The sequence below is a fragment of the Sinomonas sp. P47F7 genome (genome assembly GCF_049332655.1).
Classification (GTDB): Bacteria; Actinomycetota; Actinomycetes; order Actinomycetales; family Micrococcaceae; genus Sinomonas.
The window spans coordinates 2747017-2765423 of the sequence record NZ_CP186327.1; the positions used below are offsets into that span (position 1 = coordinate 2747017).

Consider the following 18407-nt stretch of genomic DNA (forward strand, 5'->3'; position numbering starts at 1 on the left):
CCGGTCAGCGGAGCTCGAGGAGTTCTGCCCTGCCGTCGGTGAAGAACTCGTCGCCACTCCCGTTGTGGCCCATCTGAGGCGTCGTGAGCGCGACGAGGTGGTCGGGATACCCGAGGGAGCCCACGATGAAGGCCCGCTCGGCGTCGATATTCGGGTCGATGTGATGGGTGGGGACCTTGGCGGTCCCGGCGAGTTCAATCCCGTCGTCGAAGCTCGCGGTCGCCTCCCAGACGGGTCGGCCGTCCGGTGCGGTGAAGCCGGACCGCCAGATGCGGATGTGGTGACGCTGCCGCAAGGAATTCGACGCGGTGGCCTTCTGGAACGCGATCGACTCGGGCTGGGACGCCATGAAGGACGGGGTCACGGGCGCCGTCGCGTACTGGCCGCCGTGGAAGCCCACGGCGAAGGCGCGGATGGTGTTGGCGAAGGTCGAGGGGTCGGCGCGGTCCCAGCCTCGGCCTTCGAACGCCTGAACGAGCTGCTCCTCGGTGCCGACGAAGACGAAGCTCGCCGGTTCCATCCGGTCGCCCGTGAGCGTCTCGCTGTAGAGGGGCAGCCGAGCCAGCGAGGCGGTGTCCAGCGAGGCGAGCGGCTCCGTGCGCGGCTCCGCCGGGTGGGCCTCCGGATGGACCAAGAGGGGCGCCGAGACGAGGGCGAAGGCGACCCCCAAGACGGGAACGACGGCGAGGACGCGCCCTGGGGCGACCGCGCGCCGTCGTCCGTTCATCACCGGAAAGCGCGCGGCGATCTCGAGGGTCCCCACAAGCGCGGCGAGCATCGCGCTGCCCAGCAGCATGCTTCCCCAGACGTCGGTCGCGTAGTGGGCGCCGAAGTAGACGCGGCTCATGGCCACGAGCAGGACGACGACGAGATATCCGGCTACCGTGGCCGCCTTGGCCGCCCGCGACCTGAACGCCTTGAAGAGCAGGTAGGCGATGATTCCGTAGGCCACGGTTGCCCGCACCACGTGGCCGCTCGGGAAGCTGGGGCCCGTGTTGATCAGCAGGGCCAGCGACTCATCGGGGCGCGCGCGGCCCACGATCGCCTTGACCACGTAGTACACGGCCTCCTGCGCGAGCACGGCCACGACGACTGCTCCCGCGAGGAACCGACGCCGCCTCCACCACAGCAGCCCGGCGGCAACCGCGGCGACCAGGACGAGAGTCTGCACGTTCGCGAGCATGGTCGCTGCGGTGAAGAACTCCGTCTCGCCCGGCGTGCGGACCCGGGGCATGAGGTTCGCGATGCGCTGATCCACGGAAGTCAGGGACCCGTGCGTGGCCACCGCGATGGCGAGGCTCACGAAGTTCACGAACGGGATCGCGGCGACCACGAGCGTGCCCGTGAGCCAGATGCCGGTCGACGTATCCCGCCGGAAGCGGTTCCGCAGCCAACGCACCCACGGCACCTCGCTGGTGCGGAACCTCACCACGTAGTCGTTCGACTCGAGCCCGATCCAGGCGGACGCCGCGAGCGAGCGGAGCATGGCAGAGGGCTTCGTCAGCGCCCGGACGAGGGCGTATACGACCACGGCGACGAACACGGCCTCAAGGAAGATCGCGGCGAGGAACAGCATCGGGGACACGAAGAGGGAGAGCGTCCTGACCGCGTACAGGCAGGCGACCGCGAGCACGAGCCCCGCGAGGGCCAGCAGCAGGTGCGCCGCCGCGCCCCCGCCCCGTCGCCGCGCCGTCCCACGTTCCTCCATGGTTACCGCCTCCACTTCCGTGCTGTCTTTTCCCGGCTTCCCCGCGAAACGCCTGCGACTCCATCCTGCTCCATCTGGGGCCCGCAGCCGTGCACCGAACGTGCACCGGGCGTTCACGCTCGGTTGGCCCGCCGTCGGCGATGGGCGGTGCATGCTCAGGCCCATGACGACGCCTCCCGAAAACTCCCCCGTCACCCGCCGTCGCCTGCTCATCGGCGCCGGCCTCGCCGCCGCCGCGGGCACCGTGGCCATCGCAACCCCCGCTCAGGCATCCCCCGCCCAGGCACCCGCGGATGAGAAGGGCCTGCCCGGTTCGCTCTCGGGCACGGACCCGACCGCGACCCCGACCGTTGACGGTCTCCACCTCCAGTTCGGTGCCGACGCGTCGCGCGCGATCGTGGTCTCGTGGCACACGCTCCAGCCTGTCACGGACGCCCGCGTGCTGCTTGGCGATGCCCACGGCAACTTCGACGCGGCCGTCGCCGCCACGACGCGGAGCTACCTCGACGCCAAGTCCGGCCGCACCGTCTACGCGCTCCATGCGTCGCTCACGGGGCTCGAGCCCGCCACGGGCTACCTTTACGCCGCTGTCCACGCGGGAGCGACACCGGAGTTCGGCACGTTCACCACGGGCCCGCGCGGCCGGGCACGCGTGACGTTCACGAGCTTCGGCGACCAGGGCACCCCGACGCTCGGCAAGAAGCAGTCCGGGACGACGACGTGGGTCAACGACAACCTCGGCTCCCCCTCCGCGGGAGACACGACGGGCGGCGTCGAGCGAGTCCAGCCGATGTTCCACCTCTTCAACGGCGACCTCTGCTACGCCAACCTCGCGACCGACCGCATCCGCACGTGGTGGGACTTCTGGACGAACAACTCGCGCAGCGCGCGCAACCGCCCGTGGATGCCGTCGGCTGGGAACCACGAGAACGAGCTCGGCAACGGTCCGATCGGCTACGCGGCGTACCAGACATACTTCGAGGTTCCCCAGGCCTCCGGCCAGACCGACGTGACGCGCGGCCTCTGGTACAGCTTCACGGTCGGCGCAGTCCGCGTCATCTCCCTCGCGAACGACGACGTCTGCTACCAGGACGGCGGAAACTCCTACGTCCGCGGCTATTCGAAGGGCGCCCAGAAGGCGTGGCTCGAGAGCGAGCTCAAGGACGCGCGGTCGAACGGCGGGATCGACTGGGTCGTGGTCTGCATGCACCAGGTGGTGATCAGCACGGCGAACAACTTCAACGGCGCCGACCTCGGCATCCGGCAGGAGTGGGGCCCGCTCTTCGACAAGTACGGTGTGGACCTCGTGGTGTGCGGCCACGAGCACCACTACGAGCGCTCGCACCCGGTCCGGGGCGCGGAGGCCAACCAGACGCTCACCCCGAAGCCCGCCGCGACGGACACCCAGTCGGTCGACACGACGAAGGGCACGGTGCACATGATCCTCGGCGGCGGCGGGACGTCCGTCCCGTCGAACCAGCTCCTCTTCACGCCGCCGGAGTGCCGCGTGATCGTCTCCGTCACGGCGCCGAATCCCACAACGGGCAAGCACGCGCCCGTGTACGTGCATGAGCAGGCCCCGTGGTCGGCCGTGCGGGATGCCGCGAACTCCTACGGCTTCGGGGCGTTCGACGTCGATCCCGGCAAGCCGGGTGGCGAGACGACCATGAAGGTCACGTACTACAACGTCACCGGCGTGGGCGGCGGCCTCGAGGCGTTCGAGACGTTCACGCTGCGCCGCCCGCGCGCGGACGCCGGCAAGGGCGGCGAGAACAACTAAGGCCGTCCCTCGCCGACAACGGACGACGGCGCCGCTCTCCACGATGGGGAGCGGCGCCGTCGTCCGTTGGAAAGTGACCCTCCTCGGTGGCGAGGGTCAGATCCTCATCACTCAGTGAGTGTCGACCGCGGAGATCTCGGAGTGGTCCTCGCCCCACAGCGTGTGGAACGTGCCCTCGACGTCGACGCGCTGGTACGTGTGCGCGCCGAACAGGTCGCGCTGGCCCTGGATGACGGCGGCCGGGAGGCGCTTGCGGCGCAGGCCGTCGTAGTAGGCGAGCGAGGAGGAGAAGACCGGCACCGGGATGCCGAGCTGAACGGCCGTGGCCACGACGCGGCGCCACGCGGGGACGGCCGCGCCGACGGACTCCACGAACGCGGGCGCGAACAGGAGGTTCGCGGGCTTCTCGCTGCCCTTGTACGCCTCCATGATGTCCTTGAGCAGGTCAGCGCGGATGATGCAGCCCGCGCGCCACAGGGACGCGATCTCGTCGAGCTTGAGGTCCCAGCCGTACTCCTTCGCGGCGCTCGAGAGCATGTCGAGGCCCTGCGCGTAGCTCACGAGCTTCGAGGCGTAGAGCGCCTGGCGCACGTCCTCGACAAAGTTCTCGGGGAGCGTCACCTCAACCTCGTGGCCCGCGAGCGTCTCCTGGGCGATGGCGCGCTGGCCGCGCTGCGACGAGATGCCACGCGCGAACACCGACTCGGCGATGCCGGACACAGGGGATCCGAGATCGAGCGCCGACTGGACGGTCCAGCGGCCCGTGCCCTTCTGGCCCGCCGCATCCACGACGACGTCGACGAACGGCTGGCCCGTCTTGGCGTCGACATGGCGGAGCACCTCGGACGTGATCTCGATGAGGAACGAGGAGAGCTCGCCCTTGTTCCACTCCTCGAAGATCGCGGACTGCTCGGCCGGCTCGAGGCCGGCGCCGCTGCGCAGGAGGTCGTAGGCCTCGCCGATGACCTGCATGTCGGCATACTCGATGCCGTTGTGGACCATCTTGACGAAGTGGCCCGCGCCATCGGTGCCGATCCATGCACAGCACGGCGTGCCGTCGCTGGCCTTCGCCGAGATCTTCTCGAGCAGCGGGCCGAGGGCCGCGTAGGACTCCTTCGAGCCGCCGGGCATGATCGACGGGCCGTTGAGCGCGCCCTCCTCGCCGCCCGAGACGCCGACGCCCACGAAGTGGAGGCCCTTCTCGGCAAGCGCGGATTCGCGGCGGCGAGTGTCCTCATAGTGCGAGTTGCCCGCGTCGATGACGATGTCGCCCTCTTCGAGGAGCGGCACGAGCTGGTCCACGACGGCGTCGACGGGCGCGCCGGCCTTGACCATGATGAGCACGCGGCGCGGCTTCTCGAGCGAGTCGACGAGTTCCTGGAGGGTCTCCGTGCGGATGAAGTTGCCCTCGTCGCCGTGCTTGGCCAGCAGGGTGTCGGTCTTCTCGACGGAGCGGTTGTGGAGCGCGACGGTGTAGCCGTTGCGCGCGAGGTTTCGGGCGAGATTCGCTCCCATCACCGCGAGTCCGGTGACGCCGATCTGTGCAGACATGTACTCTCCGTTTCTCGAGCCCGGCCCGCGTCGGTTCGCGGACCCGCGGCTGTTGCCAGTGCCTGAAGTCCACGCTAGTGGACAGCGGGCCGGCATGCCCTTTCTTGACAGCCTATTTCGGTGGACCTAACTTCTGGCAATCGCTTGCCATGATTGCCTTGTGAGCTGGCCGCAACCCCCGCGTCATCCGCCGCGGAGAGGCGACGCGAGGCAACTCAGACGACGACCGTCATGCCGCCGTCGACGAAGATCGTCTGGCCGTTGACAAAGTCGGACGCGTCCGAGGCGAGCCACACGACCGGCCCAGCGACGTCGTCGACCGTCCCCCAGCGGCGGGCGGGCGTGCGCCCGAGGATCCAGGCGTTGAACTCCGCGTCGTCCACGAGGTTCTGGGTCATCTCGGTGTGGATGTAGCCGGGCGCGACCCCGTTGATCTGGAGGCCGGAGCCGGCCCATTCGGCCGCCATCGCGCGCGTGAGATTGCGCAGGCCGCCTTTCGCGGCGGTGTACGCGCCGATCGAGGGCCGCGCGAGGTCCGTCTGCACGGAGCAGATGTTGATGATCTTGCCCGCCCCGCGCTCGGCCATCCCGCGTGCCGCCTCGCGGCCCACGAGGAACGCACTCGTGAGGTCGGTCCTGAGAACACGGTCCCAGTCCGCCGGGTCGAGGTCGAAGAGCGGCACGCGATGCTGGATGCCCGCGTTGTTGACGAGGATGCGCAGCGGACCCGCCTTGGCCTCGGCCTCGGCGACGCCCGCCGCGGCGGCCTCGGGATCGGTCACGTCGAACGCGACCGCGAACGCACGGCCGTCACCGTAGACGGCCGCCATCTCGCGGCGCGTCGCCTCGGCGCGCTCGGCGTCGCGGCCATGGATCACGATCGTGGCCCCCGCCTCCGCGAGTCCGCGGGCGAGCGCGGAGCCGATTCCCCGGCTCGAGCCGGTCACGAGGGCCGTGCGGCCGGTCAGGTCGAAGAGTGCGGTCATGGCTGTTCCTCCTGGAAAGGCGTGGCGGCGAGCCCGGAGCGGCGGCGCGCGAGCTCGTGGACGGACGCAAGGTCAAGGTCGCCCAGCTCCGCTGCGACGAGTTCGCCGAAGACCTCGAGCGCAGCCTCGGCGAGGGGCAGCTTGGCGCCCGCCTCCGCTGCGGCGGCCTCGACGAAGCGGAGATCCTTGAGCATGAACTTCGCCGGTCCGGTGGGCGTGTAGTCGCGGGCGATCATGCGCGGGGCAAGCTGGTCCATGACGCGGCTGCCGGCGAGCCCGCCGGACAGCACGCCGAACAACTCGCCGACATCGAGGCCCTCGGCCTCAGCGACCACGGCCGCTTCGGCGAGGGCCGCCGCCGTCGTCCCGACAATGAGCTGATTGCAGGCCTTGGCGAGGGACCCCGCGCCGAGCGCCCCAAGGCGCACGACGTTCGCCCCCATGGCACGGAGGACGGGCCCGAGCGCGTCGAAGTCGGCCGGCTCGGCGCCGACCATGATGGCGAGCGTTCCGGCTTCGGCGCCGGCCCGGCCGCCGCTCACCGGCGCATCGACGACGGCGGCGCGGCCCGCACTCGCGCGGTCGACGGCGGCCCCGAAGCGCTTGACGGCGACGGGCGAGACGCTGCTCATGACGACGACGCGCGTTCGCTCGGCGGGCGGACTCGCGGCCCACGCGGAGAGCAGCGGGGCCGCGGCCTCCTCGATCATCGGCAGGTCGGGAAGCATGAACACGATGGTCCCGACGCCAGCGAGCTCCGCGACGGACGCGATCCGCTCTCCCCCGGCCGCCTCGAACGGCCCGTACGCCGCGGGTGAGCGGTTCCAGCCGCGCACACGCCATCCCGCCGCAAGGAGGTTGTTGGCCATGGGGCCGCCCATGAGGCCGAGCCCGACGAAACCCGCGGTTCCGCGGGTGCCGTTGTCGCGTGTCATGGTGGCTCTCCTCTCTGACATTTTGTTCAGTATATTAGCCGGATTTCAGTAGACTGGACACATGAGTCCAGAATCGCCCTCGCCCGCCGCGTCGCACGCCGGCGAACCCCTCACGGTGGCCATCGCCGTCCCCCTCGAAGCGGAGCTCGTCGAAGCGATCCGCGCCGTCGATCCCGCCGTTACCGTCCTGTACGAGCCGGACCTCCTCCCGCCCGAGCGCTTTCCCGCCGACCACGTGGGCGATCCGGCGTTCGTGCGCGACCCCGAGGCCGAGGAACGCTACTGGAAGCTCGTCAACTCGGCGGATGTGCTGTACGGATTCCCGAACGAATCCGCCGCCGGCTTCGCGCGGGTAGTCGCCGAAAACCCGCGGCTGCGCTGGGTTCACGCGATGGCCGCGGGGGCAGGCGCGGCCGTCAAGGCGAGCGGGGTCTCCCGTACCGAGCTCGAGCGCGTGACAGTGACAACCTCCGCGGGCGTGCACGCCCTCCCGCTAGCCGAATTCGCGGTCATGGGCATCCTCAACGGGCTCAAGCGCACGGCCGAGCTCGCTGCGGACCAGCAGGCCAAGCATTGGCCTGAGCTCCGCATCCCGACGCGCCTCGCCGCCGGCTCCCATGTGGTGATCGCTGGGCTCGGCGAGATCGGACTTGAGACGGCCCGGCTCGCGCGGGCGCTCGGCCTGACGGTGAGCGGCACGAAGCGGAACGCCGAGCCGATCGAGGGAATCGACGAGGTCGCGACCGCGGACCGGCTCCCCGAGCTCGTGCCTCACGCCGACGCACTCGTGAACACGCTCCCCGGCACGGCGTACACCGACGGGCTCATCGGCCGGGAGGTCTTCGCCGCGATGCGTCCCGGCACGATCCTGGTCAATGTGGGCCGCGGCACCGTTGTGGACGAGGCTGCGCTGCTCGAGGCGCTCGAGGCTGGCACCGTGGGCTATGCATGCCTCGACGTCTTCGCGGTCGAGCCGCTCCCAGCCGATTCGCCCCTGTGGGCGCACCCCCGTGTCCTCGTCTCGCCGCACACGTCGGCGCTGAGTGCTGCCGAGAACCGACTCATCGCCGAGCGGTTCGCAAGCAACCTGCGCAGGTTCCTCGACGGGGCGGCTCTCCCCCACACCGTGGACCCGGTGCACTTCTACTGATCCGCACCGCGGCCAAGCGAGTGAGGCCCCGCCGCGATTCGCGCGGCGGGGCCTCACTTTGCTCTGGGCTCGACTTCCTTCGGCTCGACTTGCTTGGGCTCGAGGCCTACGCCCCGTCCTCCAGCGCCGTGAGGTCGCGGCCCTTCGTCTCGCGGATGGTGAACGTCGTGGCGAACGTGATGAGCGCGAGGACCAGCGAGAAGCCAGCAAGCACCACCCATGAGTTGTTCGTGACGCTCAGGAGGATGCCGATGAGCACGGGAACGAGGCCCGACGCGACCATCGCAGAGATCTCGCGGCTCAGGGCGACGCCGGTGAAGCGGCGCGTGGCGCCGAACATCTCCGGCATGAGCGAGCACTGCGGCCCGAGGCACGCCTGGACGCCGATGCCCGTGCCGATCGCGATCACGACGAACACGAGCCACGGCTGCCCAAGCGTGACGAGGAAGAACGCCGGGAAGGCGATGATCGCCTGGAAGAGCGCCCCATAGCGGTACACCTTGACGCGGCCGACTCGGTCCGAGAGCGCGCCGAAGGCCACGACAGCGACCGCAGCGACCCCGGCCGCAACAAGGAGCGAGGCCGGCCCGATCGCCTTGTCAGTCTTGAAGGCCGCGACCGTGCCGAGGAACGAGACGACGACCGCCGAGTAGATCGACGAGTTGCCGTTCTCCGCCATGCGGATGCCGATGCCCTTGAGCACCGTGCGCCACGACGAGCGAACGACCGCAACGATGGGGTTCTTCACGACCTCGTTGTGCTTCTCGAGCTCCTGGAAGACCGGGGTTTCCTTGAGGCGGAGCCGGATGACGACCGCGGTCACGATGAGGATGAACGAGCAGAGGAACGGAACGCGCCACAGCCAGTCCTGGACGAGCTTGGGGTCCACGAGGCCGAGCAGCGCGAACGTGCCGGCGCCGAGGAGCGTGCCGAGCTGGATGCCGACGAACGGGAGGGCCGCGAAATAGCCGCGTCGCTTCGGCGGGGCTACCTCGGAGATGAGGGTCGTCGCGCCGGCCTGCTCCGCGCCGGCGCCGAGGCCCTGAAGGATACGGAGCGCGATCAGGAGGACGGGCGCGGCGGCGCCGACCTGGCTGTAGGTGGGCAGAAGGCCGATGAGGAAGCTCGCCGAGCCCATGAGGAGGATCGTGCCGAGCAGGACCATCTTGCGGCCCCAGCGGTCGCCGATGTAGCCGAAGATGAAGCCGCCCAGCGGGCGGGCCACGTAGGCCACGCCGAACGTTGCGAGCCCCACGATCATGCTCGCGTTGCCGAACGGGGCGAAGAAGAGCGGCCCGAAGACGAGGGCAGTCGCGAGGCCGAAGATGTAGAAGTCGTAGTACTCGAGGGCGGATCCGATCGAGCTCGCGAGCGTCGCGCCGCGGAGCTGGGCCGGATCGACGGCGACCTCGTCGGGCCGCGGGCCCGCCACGGGAAGCGCGCTGCCAGGATGGCTGGTGTGCATCTGTACTCCTTTGGACTCGCCGGCCCAAGGCTCGGCGGGGACGCATCATCATCAGGTCGGCGTGACACCGATCACTGTACTGAATAGCGTACAGAGTTCTGAACGATTGTCCAGTGGAGTGGATTCAGTTCACTCTGCTGACCATTCCCAGGGCCGCGATCACCCCATGGGGTTGCCGAGTGCCCGCGCGAGCTGCTGGAGCTCGCCGACCATGGCCGCCTTGTGCTCCTCGGTGAACGTCGCCTTGAGCGCCGTGACGCTCACGCCCAGGTTCGGCCCATGCGCGCCATGCGTCGGGACGGGCACCGCGAGGCACACGACCCCGAGCGTCGATTCCTCGTCCTCGAACGCGTACCCCTGGTTCTTGATGCGGTGCAGTTCCTCCTTGAACGCCTTGCCTGTGCGGATCGAGTGCGGCGTGAGGACGGGGAGCTCGGCATCGTCGGGGTACATGTCCTCCCAGTCATGCTCATGGAGTCGGCCGACGAGCGCCTTGCCCACAGCACAGAGCGACGCCGGCATCTTGTCGCCGATGGTGGAGGTGAGCCGAACGGCCGGGTGCCCCTCGTAGCGGGCCAGGTAGATCACGTGGTCCCCGTCGAGGAGCGCGATCCGCACCGTCTCGCGCGAAAGCGCGGGCGCCTGGGCACAGAACTGATAGAACTCGCGGATCTCGTCTCGTCGGCTCAGGTAGGACGCACCGAGCTCCACGAGCTTGCGCCCCAACGAGAAGTCACTGCCCTCGCGGGCCACGAGGCCCGCGTCCTCGAGCGCCTGGAGGATGTTCGACGTCGACGACTTCGGGATGCCCAGCTCGCGGGCAAGATCGCTCAGCGTCGCGCGCCCGCTGGGCGCGCTGGACAGCACGTCAAGGACGGCGGCCGCGCGCGTCACCGCCGGCGCCGGCGAGGACGACGACGCCTCCTCGCGCGCGCCGCGCTCCAGCTCGGGAATGGCTGCTGACCTGCTCGGTGCCACGGTGCTCCTAACCTGTGCGGGCGGACGCCCGCGCTTCGTCCAAAATACTGAACACAGATCATGATACTGAGCAACTGGTCGCGCAGGGAGCTTACGCGGCGTTCTCAGGAGCCGTCCGGGCAATCGTCGGATTTGTTCGTTACCGGCAGTTCACCTAGGATTCGAAAGCAGAGCCTCCCACCGCGGCAACCCCCCAATGGCTGCGGCGGGAGGCTCTTTCCATGCCGTGATCGAGACGGCGGAGCGCCAGAAGCCTGCCCAGAGGGCGCCGATCGAATAATGCCGATCGAATAATGGTGGGTCCTACCGGGATCGAACCGATGACATCCACGGTGTAAGCGTGGCGCTCTACCAGCTGAGCTAAAGACCCATGCCGGCCGCGCCGGCGAAATTCCACTCTACCCGACGCCAGCCCGCGCCAGACGCCGCTACGGGGCCTCCGTTGAGGAGAGTCGGGTGAGCGCTTCGGCGTACTCGCCGAGATCGCGGGCCTGGCCGCGCGGATTGACCACGCTGTAGCGGACGATGCCCGCCGAGTCGAGGATGAAGGTGCCGCGCAGGGCCATCCCGCTCGCGTCGTCAAACACCCCATAGCGCCGCGCGACCTCTCCGTGGGGCCAGAAGTCCGCCACGAGCGAAAAAGCGTATCCCTCGGCTTCCGCGAAGGCCCGGAGGGTGAACTTGCTGTCCACCGAGACGGCGACGACCTCGGCGCCCGCGCGAGAGAACACGTCCCAGCGGTCACGGATCTCCGAGAGCTCGCTCGTGCAGATCCCGGAGAACGCGAAGGGATAGAACACGACGACCACGGGCCTGCCGCGCAACGCGGAGAGCCGAACGGGCTCACCGAATTGATTCGGGAGCTCGAAGTCGGGAGCCTCGTCGCCGAGGTGGGGAGGGTGAGCTGGGAAAGCGTCGGTCACTTCTTGCGCGCCAGGCGCGTGGCGTGCCAATCCTTCGAGACGCCGGCTGTGGACGTCGAATGGAGGCCCGCGGTCGGAGCCGCCTCCTGGACTTCGCTCGGGGGCACATAGCCATCCCGCCCCTGCTTGGGGGTCAGGAGCCAGACGACACCACGGTCCTCGAGGGTGGTCTGGGCGTCGACGAGCATGTCCACGAGGTCGCCGTCGCCGTCGCGCCACCACACGACGACCGCGTCGACGACGTCGTGCTCTTCCTCGTCAAGTAGCTCGGAGCCCACCCGGTCCTCGATGGCCTCCCTGAGGCCGAAGTCGACGTCCTCGTCGTAGCCGAACTCCTGGATCAGGTCTCCCCCCTTGAAACCCAATCGCTCCGCCACATTGCTTTCCGCGGCGGTGTCGGTCTCGCCCACGTTCTCCTCCTCTAGCAGACCCCGCTCGCCTTGTGCCGCGGGGAATGTATCTATAAGCCAACACCGTTTGGCGCGTAGCATCAAGCGCACGCGCTGCGCGCGCCCGGCCTGCGCCGCTAGAGTGACAGGGAGCGCGCCGCTGCTCCGGCTGGGGAACCCGGCTGCCTGATGAGGGGCGCTTACACGAAAATGGGCCTGAACTTTGAGGCCCAGCAACGATACTGCCCGGCGTCCGGCAGCCACCAGCTGGCGGTCCAACGGGCTCGAAGAGAGGTTTTGGACGTGTCTGTAGGAGAGGAAACCTCGCACATCCTCAGCGGCCTGACGAACCAGCTGCCGGACCGCGACCCTGAAGAGACCGCGGAGTGGATCGAGTCTCTCGACGCCCTGATCGAACAGCAGGGCACCGAGCGCGCGCAATACATCATGCGCAGCCTCCTCCAGCGAGCGGGATCGCGGAGTGTGGGCGTTCCCATGGTCACGACGACGGACTTCGTGAACACGATCCCCGCGGACCAGGAGCCCGAGTACCCGGGCAATGAAGAATTCGAGCGCCGCTACCGCGCCTACATGCGCTGGAATGCCGCGATCATGGTGCACCGCGCGCAGCGCCCCGGTATCGGCGTGGGCGGCCACATCTCGACCTACGCGGGCGCCGCGACGCTCTACGAGGTGGGCTTCAACCACTTCTTCCGCGGCAAGGACCACCCCGGCGGCGGCGACCAGGTCTTCTTCCAGGGCCACGCCTCCCCCGGGATGTACTCACGCGCGTTCATGGAGGGCCGCCTGTCCGAGCAGGACCTCGACGGCTTCCGCCAGGAGAAGTCGCACGAAGGCCACGCGCTCTCCTCCTACCCGCACCCGCGCATGATGCCGGAGTTCTGGGAGTTCCCGACCGTGTCCATGGGCATCGGTCCGATGAACGCGATCTACCAGGCGCAGACGAACCGCTACCTCCACAACCGCGGCCTCAAGGACACCTCCGACCAGCACGTGTGGGCCTTCCTCGGCGACGGCGAGATGGACGAGCCCGAGAGCCGCGGCCTCCTGCAGCTCGCCGCGAACGACAACCTCGACAACCTCACGTTCGTGGTCAACTGCAACCTCCAGCGCCTCGACGGGCCGGTGCGCGGCAACGGCAAGATCATCCAGGAGCTCGAGGCGTTCTTCCGCGGCGCGGGCTGGAACGTCATCAAGGTCATCTGGGGCCGCGAGTGGGACGCCCTGCTCAAGAAGGACGACAACGGCCAGCTCGTGAAGATCATGAACGAGACGCTGGACGGGGACTACCAGACCTACAAGGCGGAGTCCGGCGGGTTCGTCCGCGAGCACTTCTTCGGCAAGACGCCGGAGACCAAGGAGCTCGTGGCGGACTACTCCGACGAGCAGATCTGGAACCTCAAGCGCGGCGGCCACGACTACTGGAAGGTCTACGCCGCGTACAAGGCCGCGACGGAGTTCCGTGGCAAGCCCACGGTCATCCTCGCGATGACGGTCAAGGGCTACGGCCTGGGCCCGCACTTCGAGGGCCGCAACGCGACCCACCAGATGAAGAAGATGACGCTCCAGGACCTCAAGGACTTCCGCGACCACCTGCGGATCCCGATCTCCGACGAGCAGCTCGAGGCCGATCCCTACCAGCCGCCGTACTACCACCCCGGCGCCGGCGCCCCCGAGATCGAGTACCTGATGCAGCGCCGCAAGGCGCTGGGCGGCTTCCTCCCGGAGCGCCGCGACCCGCAGCGCGCCATCGAGCTGCCGTCGGAGAAGTCGTTCGAGGTGGCCAAGCGCGGCTCGGGCAAGCAGCAGGCCGCGACCACCATGGCGTTCGTCCGCCTGCTCAAGGACCTCATGCGGGACAAGGACTTCGGCAAGCGCATCGTGCCGATCGTCCCGGACGAGGCGCGCACGTTCGGCATGGACGCGTTCTTCCCGACCGCGAAGATCTACAACCCGAAGGGCCAGAACTACCTCTCCGTGGACCGCGACCTCGTGCTCGCGTACAAGGAGGCGCCTGAGGGCCAGATCCTGCACGCCGGCATCAACGAGGCCGGCTCGATCGCCGCATTCACGGGGGCAGGAACCGCCTACGCGACGCACGACGAGACGCTCGTCCCCGTCTACGTCTTCTACTCGATGTTCGGCTTCCAGCGTACGGGCGACGGGATCTGGGCGGCTGCGGACCAGATGGCGCGCGGCTTCATCATCGGCGCGACCGCCGGCCGCACGACGCTCACGGGCGAGGGCACCCAGCACGCGGACGGCCACTCGCCGCTCCTCGCGTCGACGAACCCGGCTGTGGTCACCTATGACCCCGCGTACGGGTACGAGATCGGCCACATTATGAAGGCCGGCATCGAGCGCATGTACGGCGGGAACCACCCGGATCCCAACGTCATGTACTACCTCACGGTGTACAACGAGCCGATCGTCCAGCCGGCCGAGCCGGAGGAGCTCGACGTCGAGGGCCTGCTCAAGGGCATCTACCTTCTCTCGCCGGCCAAGATCGACGGCCCGCGGACCCAGCTCCTCGCCTCGGGCGTGTCGGTCCCGTGGGCCATCGAGGCGCAGCGGATCCTCGCCGAGGAGTGGGGCGTCTCCGCGGACGTCTGGAGCGTCACGTCGTGGACCGAACTCCGCCGCGACGGCCTCGCCGCCGAGGCCGAGGCATTCCTCAACCCGGGCCAAGAGCCGCGCGTGCCGTTCGTCGCGCGGCAGCTCGCGGGCGCGACCGGGCCGATCGTCGCCGTCACGGACTACATGAAGGCCGTGCCGGACCAGATCCGCCAATTCCTCCCGAACGAGTTCGCGACGCTCGGCGCGGACGACTTCGGCTTCGCGGACACCCGCGCCGCCGCCCGACGGTACTTCCACATCGACAGCCACTCCGTGGTGGTCCGCGCGCTCCAGATGCTCGCGCGCCGCGGCGAGGTCGATTCCGATGCGCCGCGCCAGGCGTTCGAGCGTTACCGGCTGCGCGACGTCAACGCCGGCACGACGGGCAACGCGGGCGGCGACAGCTAGCCTTCCGTCCCCGACCGCACCACGAACGACGGCGGCGCTCCCCAATACGGGTGCGCCGCCGTCGTCGTCCGCTTGTAGCCTTCGCACAAATTCGGGCGACGGCGGCGCGCAGCCTATGCTCTTCACATGTCCCAGCAGACGCACGCGTCCGGAGGCACCCGGCGGGGCCGGCTCAAGGCCGCCCCGGCGAAGGCCGAGACGCTCAAGAAGCTGCGCAGCAGCGTCGGCCAGCTGTCAACGACCACCACGCGGGAGCTCGAACGTGCGCTCCCCTGGTACGGCCGCCTGAGCGCGGACGAGCGCTCGGCCCTCGGCCTCGTGGCGCAGAACGGCATCGCCGCGTTCGTGACGTGGTACGAGCGGCCGGCCCTCCCGTCGTGGGTGCTTTCCGACGTCTTTGGGAACGCGCCCACCGAGCTGACCCGCTCGATCAGCCTCCAGAAGGCGCTCCAGCTCATCCGAATCGTGGTCGAGGTCGTCGAGGACCAGGTGCCGAACCTCGCGTCGGAGGAGGACCAGCCCGCGCTCCGCGAGGCCGTGCTCCGCTACTCTCGCGAGGTCGCGTTCGCGGCGGCCGACGTCTACGCGCGGGCCGCCGAAACGCGCGGCTCATGGGACACGCGGCTTGAAGCACTCATCGTCGACGCGATCCTGCGCGGGGAGAACACGGACGCCTTGCGTTCCCGCATCGCAGCGCTCGGCTGGAAGGCGCAGGAGCGCTTCCTCGTCATGGTCGGCGGCTCGCCGCTCGAGCCGAGTCCGAGCTACGTGGGCGAGGTGCGGCGCATGGCGGGACGCTACGCGCAGGACGCGCTCGTGGGCATCCAGGGCGATCGCCTCATCCTCATCCTCGGCGGGGTTGCCGAGGATGAGACCGCCTATTCGCGGCTGAGCGAGATCTTCGCGCCCGGCCCGGTCGTGTTCGGCCCGCAGGCCGAGAGCATCCCCGAAATCAGCGCGTCCGCGCAGGCCGCGTTCGCCGGGCTCTCCGCGGCCCGCGCGTGGCCCAACGCCCCGCGGCCCGTGGCCGCCGACGATCTCCTCCCCGAGCGTGTTGTCGCGGGCGACGACGCCGCGCGCCGCGCGCTCGTCCAGAAGATCTACCGCCCGCTCCTCGCGGCCTCGAATGGGCTCGTCGAGACGCTGAGCGCGTACCTCGAGCTCGGGCACTCGCTCGAGGCGACCGCGCGAGAGCTCTTCGTGCACGCGAACACGGTCCGCTACCGGCTGCGGCGCGTGTGCGACGTCACCGGATGGGACCCGCTCCTGCCCCGCGAGGCGTTCGTCCTGCAGACCGCACTCGTCGTGGGACGCCTCGCGGCGCACCCTCCGGGGCGGGAGAGACCGGCCCGCCAGGGGGCCTGAAACACCCGGCGGGGCACGGACCCCCGTTGTAGACTTCCTACAATCCGCGTTCTGGAGCTTGGTACACGCGGGCACCGCTGGAACTGTCCACCCTTTGGAAAGCTGGAATCGTGCTAGCAATTGTCTGCCCTGGACAGGGCTCCCAGACGCCGGGCTTCTTGTCGCCGTGGCTCGAGCTGCCCTCCGCCGCCGAGCATCTTGGCTCGCTCGGCGAGGTGGTCGGGCTCGACCTCGTGGCGCACGGAACGACCTCGACGGAAGAGACCATCAAGGACACGGCTGTCGCGCAGCCCCTCATCGTTGCCGCTGGCCTCGTGGCCGCCCGCACCCTCTTCGACGTCGAGCTCTCGACGCTCCCGGTCGTGCTCGCCGGCCACTCCGTCGGCGAGATCACGGCCTCGGCCCTCGCGGGAGTCCTGAGCGAGGCGGACGCCATGAAGTTCGTGGGCGTCCGCGCCCGCGAGATGGCCAAGGCCGCCGCCGTGACTCCGACCGGCATGAGCGCGGTCGTGGGCGGCGACCCGGACGAGGTCCTCAAGGCGATCGACGCGAGCGGCGCCTCCCCCGCCAACGTCAACGGAGGCGGCCAAGTCGTCGCCGCCGGGACGCTCGAGCAGCTCGCGAACCTCGCCGAAAACCCGCCCGCGAAGGCGCGCGTCATTCCGCTCAAGGTCGCCGGCGCGTTCCACACCCAGCACATGGCCCCTGCGGTCGCGGCGCTCGAGGAGCTGCGGCCCAGCCTCGGCGTGACCGATCCGGCCGTGCCGCTCCTCTCCAACTTCGACGGCCGCGAGGTCGTCTCGGGCCCGGCCGCGATCGAGAGCCTCGTCGCGCAAGTCTCGCGCCCGGTCCGCTGGGACCAGTGCATGGAGACGATGAAGAGCCTCGGCGTGACCGGGCTCATCGAGCTTGCCCCGGCCGGTACGCTCACGGGCCTCGCGAAGCGCGGGCTCCCGGGCGTCAAGGCCGTCGCGGTCAAGACCCCGGCGGATCTCTCTGCGGCGCTCGAGCTGTTCGCCGCAGACGCCGTGCAAAACCCTTCAACGGAAGATGAGACGGTATGAGCGTCCCCACGCTGCGCCAGACCCAGACCCGCGAGCACTCGCGCATCATCGGACTCGGCGTGTACCGCCCTTCCGTGATCGTCACGAACGACGACGTGTGCCAGTGGATCGACTCCTCGGATGAATGGATCCGGCAGCGCACCGGCATCGTGACCCGCCACCGCGCTCCGGCCGAGGTCGAGCTCATCGACATGGCGGAGGCCGCCGCGCGCGAGGCGCTCGAGCGGGCCGGGATCGAGGGATCCCAGCTCGGGGCCGTGATCGTCTCCACGGTCACGCATCCCTACGCGACCCCCTCGGCCGCCGCCCTCCTGTGCGACCGCATCGGCGCGACGCCGGCCCCCGCCTACGACATCTCCGCCGCATGTGCCGGCTACTGCTACGGCATCGCGCAGGCCGACTCGCTGGTCCGCTCTGGGGCCGCGGAGTACGTGCTCGTGGTCGGCGCGGAGAAGCTGAGCGACTTCATCGACAACAGCGAGCGGAGCATCTCGTTCCTGCTCGGCGACGGCGCGGGCGCCGTCGTCATCGGCCCGTCCGAGACGCCAGGCATCGGGCCCTCCATCTGGGGCTCGGACGGCAGCAAGTGGAACACGATCGGGATGACGCACTCGCTGCTCGACGTCCGCGATCTCTCCGACGAGGCTGAGCGCGACGGCGCGGGGAACGCTGCGGCCGTGCTCGGCACCGAGGCGAAGATCTGGCCGACGCTCCGCCAAGACGGCCAGTCCGTTTTCCGGTGGGCCGTCTGGGAGATGGCCAAGGTCGCGAAGCGCGCTCTCGACGCCGCTGGAGTCAAGCCGGAGGACCTCGCTGCGTTCGTGCCGCATCAGGCGAACATGCGTATCATCGACGAGATGGTCAAGCAGCTCAAGCTGCCGGAGAGCGTCGTCGTCGGCCGCGACATTGCGGACGCCGGCAACACGTCGGCTGCGTCGATCCCGCTTGCCACGCACCGGCTTCTTCAGGAGAATCCCGAACTGAGCGGCAAGCTCTCGCTCCAGATCGGCTTCGGCGCCGGGCTCGTGTTCGGCGCTCAGGTAGTCACCCTCCCGTAGTCCCCCAGCG

At 69.4% G+C, this 18407-nt stretch carries 14 protein-coding genes and 1 tRNA gene; 6 read left to right on the top strand and 9 right to left on the bottom strand.

Annotated elements, in window-relative coordinates; genetic code table 11:
* Window positions 1-4 precede the first annotated feature (4 nt).
* Window positions 5-1708: an LssY C-terminal domain-containing protein gene (locus tag ACOKR1_RS12790; RefSeq protein ID WP_422933421.1), complete on the bottom strand. Its 1704-nt coding sequence runs from the start codon at window positions 1706-1708 to the stop codon at window positions 5-7.
* Between the two features lie 163 nt (window positions 1709-1871).
* Between ACOKR1_RS12790 and ACOKR1_RS12795 the strand changes: the two genes are divergently transcribed.
* A complete protein-coding gene (locus tag ACOKR1_RS12795) occupies window positions 1872-3488 on the top strand; it encodes a purple acid phosphatase family protein (RefSeq protein ID WP_422933422.1) in 1617 nt (538 codons plus the stop codon).
* Between the two features lie 111 nt (window positions 3489-3599).
* Here the strand turns inward: ACOKR1_RS12795 and gndA are convergent, their stop codons facing one another.
* From gndA to ACOKR1_RS12810, 3 genes are all read right to left on the bottom strand, one after another.
* Window positions 3600-5039 carry an NADP-dependent phosphogluconate dehydrogenase gene (gene gndA / locus ACOKR1_RS12800; RefSeq protein ID WP_422933423.1) on the bottom strand — a complete coding sequence of 480 codons (1440 nt, stop codon included), beginning with the start codon at window positions 5037-5039 and terminating at the stop codon, window positions 3600-3602.
* A 215-nt stretch (window positions 5040-5254) separates the two neighbouring features.
* Entirely contained in the window at window positions 5255-6025 is a 771-nt protein-coding gene (locus tag ACOKR1_RS12805; RefSeq protein ID WP_422933424.1) for a glucose 1-dehydrogenase, read from the bottom strand.
* Window positions 6022-6960 (bottom strand): NAD(P)-dependent oxidoreductase, encoded by a 939-nt coding sequence (locus tag ACOKR1_RS12810; RefSeq protein WP_422933425.1) that lies wholly within the window; start codon window positions 6958-6960, stop codon window positions 6022-6024. Before ACOKR1_RS12810 ends, ACOKR1_RS12805 begins: the two co-directional genes overlap by 4 nt.
* 61 nt (window positions 6961-7021) lie before the next feature.
* Between ACOKR1_RS12810 and ACOKR1_RS12815 the strand changes: the two genes are divergently transcribed.
* Window positions 7022-8110: a D-2-hydroxyacid dehydrogenase gene (locus tag ACOKR1_RS12815; RefSeq protein ID WP_422933426.1), complete on the top strand. Its 1089-nt coding sequence runs from the start codon at window positions 7022-7024 to the stop codon at window positions 8108-8110.
* 106 nt (window positions 8111-8216) lie between these two features.
* On the opposite strand, the gene ACOKR1_RS12820 is transcribed toward ACOKR1_RS12815, so the two are convergent.
* From ACOKR1_RS12820 to ACOKR1_RS12840, 5 genes are all read right to left on the bottom strand, one after another.
* Entirely contained in the window at window positions 8217-9575 is a 1359-nt protein-coding gene (locus ACOKR1_RS12820) for an MFS transporter (protein ID WP_422933427.1), read from the bottom strand.
* A 159-nt stretch (window positions 9576-9734) separates the two neighbouring features.
* Window positions 9735-10529, bottom strand: coding sequence for an IclR family transcriptional regulator (locus tag ACOKR1_RS12825; protein WP_422936637.1), 795 nt, complete (start codon window positions 10527-10529; stop codon window positions 9735-9737).
* Between the two features lie 318 nt (window positions 10530-10847).
* Window positions 10848-10923, bottom strand: a tRNA-Val gene (locus ACOKR1_RS12830).
* Between the two features lie 58 nt (window positions 10924-10981).
* Window positions 10982-11476, bottom strand: coding sequence for a peroxiredoxin (locus ACOKR1_RS12835; protein WP_422933428.1), 495 nt, complete (start codon window positions 11474-11476; stop codon window positions 10982-10984).
* Window positions 11473-11886 carry a DUF3052 domain-containing protein gene (locus tag ACOKR1_RS12840; RefSeq protein ID WP_415854110.1) on the bottom strand — a complete coding sequence of 138 codons (414 nt, stop codon included), beginning with the start codon at window positions 11884-11886 and terminating at the stop codon, window positions 11473-11475. Before ACOKR1_RS12840 ends, ACOKR1_RS12835 begins: the two co-directional genes overlap by 4 nt.
* Window positions 11887-12168: 282 nt before the next feature.
* Here ACOKR1_RS12840 and aceE point away from each other — a divergent pair, with 282 nt between their 5' ends.
* The 4 genes from aceE to ACOKR1_RS12860 all read left to right on the top strand — a co-directional run bounded on the left by aceE (window position 12169) and on the right by ACOKR1_RS12860 (window position 18397).
* Window positions 12169-14910, top strand: coding sequence for a pyruvate dehydrogenase (acetyl-transferring), homodimeric type (aceE, locus tag ACOKR1_RS12845; RefSeq protein WP_422933429.1), 2742 nt, complete (start codon window positions 12169-12171; stop codon window positions 14908-14910).
* Between the two features lie 126 nt (window positions 14911-15036).
* Window positions 15037-16275, top strand: coding sequence for a PucR family transcriptional regulator (locus tag ACOKR1_RS12850; RefSeq protein ID WP_422933430.1), 1239 nt, complete (start codon window positions 15037-15039; stop codon window positions 16273-16275).
* A gap of 110 nt (window positions 16276-16385) precedes the next feature.
* A complete protein-coding gene (locus ACOKR1_RS12855) occupies window positions 16386-17339 on the top strand; it encodes an ACP S-malonyltransferase (protein WP_422933431.1) in 954 nt (317 codons plus the stop codon).
* Window positions 17336-18397 carry a beta-ketoacyl-ACP synthase III gene (locus ACOKR1_RS12860; protein WP_415854114.1) on the top strand — a complete coding sequence of 354 codons (1062 nt, stop codon included), beginning with the start codon at window positions 17336-17338 and terminating at the stop codon, window positions 18395-18397. Before ACOKR1_RS12855 ends, ACOKR1_RS12860 begins: the two co-directional genes overlap by 4 nt.
* Window positions 18398-18407 lie beyond the last annotated feature (10 nt).

Excerpts from the sequence above, each read along its gene's own strand:
- ACOKR1_RS12790 (WP_422933421.1), bottom strand. The coding sequence starts at position 1,708 with ATGGAGGAACGTGGGACGGCGCGGCGACGGGGCGGGGGCGCGGCGGCG.
- ACOKR1_RS12850 (WP_422933430.1), top strand. The coding sequence starts at position 15,037 with ATGTCCCAGCAGACGCACGCGTCCGGAGGCACCCGGCGGGGCCGGCTC.
- ACOKR1_RS12805 (WP_422933424.1), bottom strand. The coding sequence starts at position 6,025 with ATGACCGCACTCTTCGACCTGACCGGCCGCACGGCCCTCGTGACCGGC.
- ACOKR1_RS12795 (WP_422933422.1), top strand. The coding sequence starts at position 1,872 with ATGACGACGCCTCCCGAAAACTCCCCCGTCACCCGCCGTCGCCTGCTC.
- gndA (WP_422933423.1), bottom strand. The coding sequence starts at position 5,039 with ATGTCTGCACAGATCGGCGTCACCGGACTCGCGGTGATGGGAGCGAAT.
- ACOKR1_RS12860 (WP_415854114.1), top strand. The coding sequence starts at position 17,336 with ATGAGCGTCCCCACGCTGCGCCAGACCCAGACCCGCGAGCACTCGCGC.
- ACOKR1_RS12815 (WP_422933426.1), top strand. The coding sequence starts at position 7,022 with ATGAGTCCAGAATCGCCCTCGCCCGCCGCGTCGCACGCCGGCGAACCC.
- ACOKR1_RS12820 (WP_422933427.1), bottom strand. The coding sequence starts at position 9,575 with ATGCACACCAGCCATCCTGGCAGCGCGCTTCCCGTGGCGGGCCCGCGG.
- ACOKR1_RS12810 (WP_422933425.1), bottom strand. The coding sequence starts at position 6,960 with ATGACACGCGACAACGGCACCCGCGGAACCGCGGGTTTCGTCGGGCTC.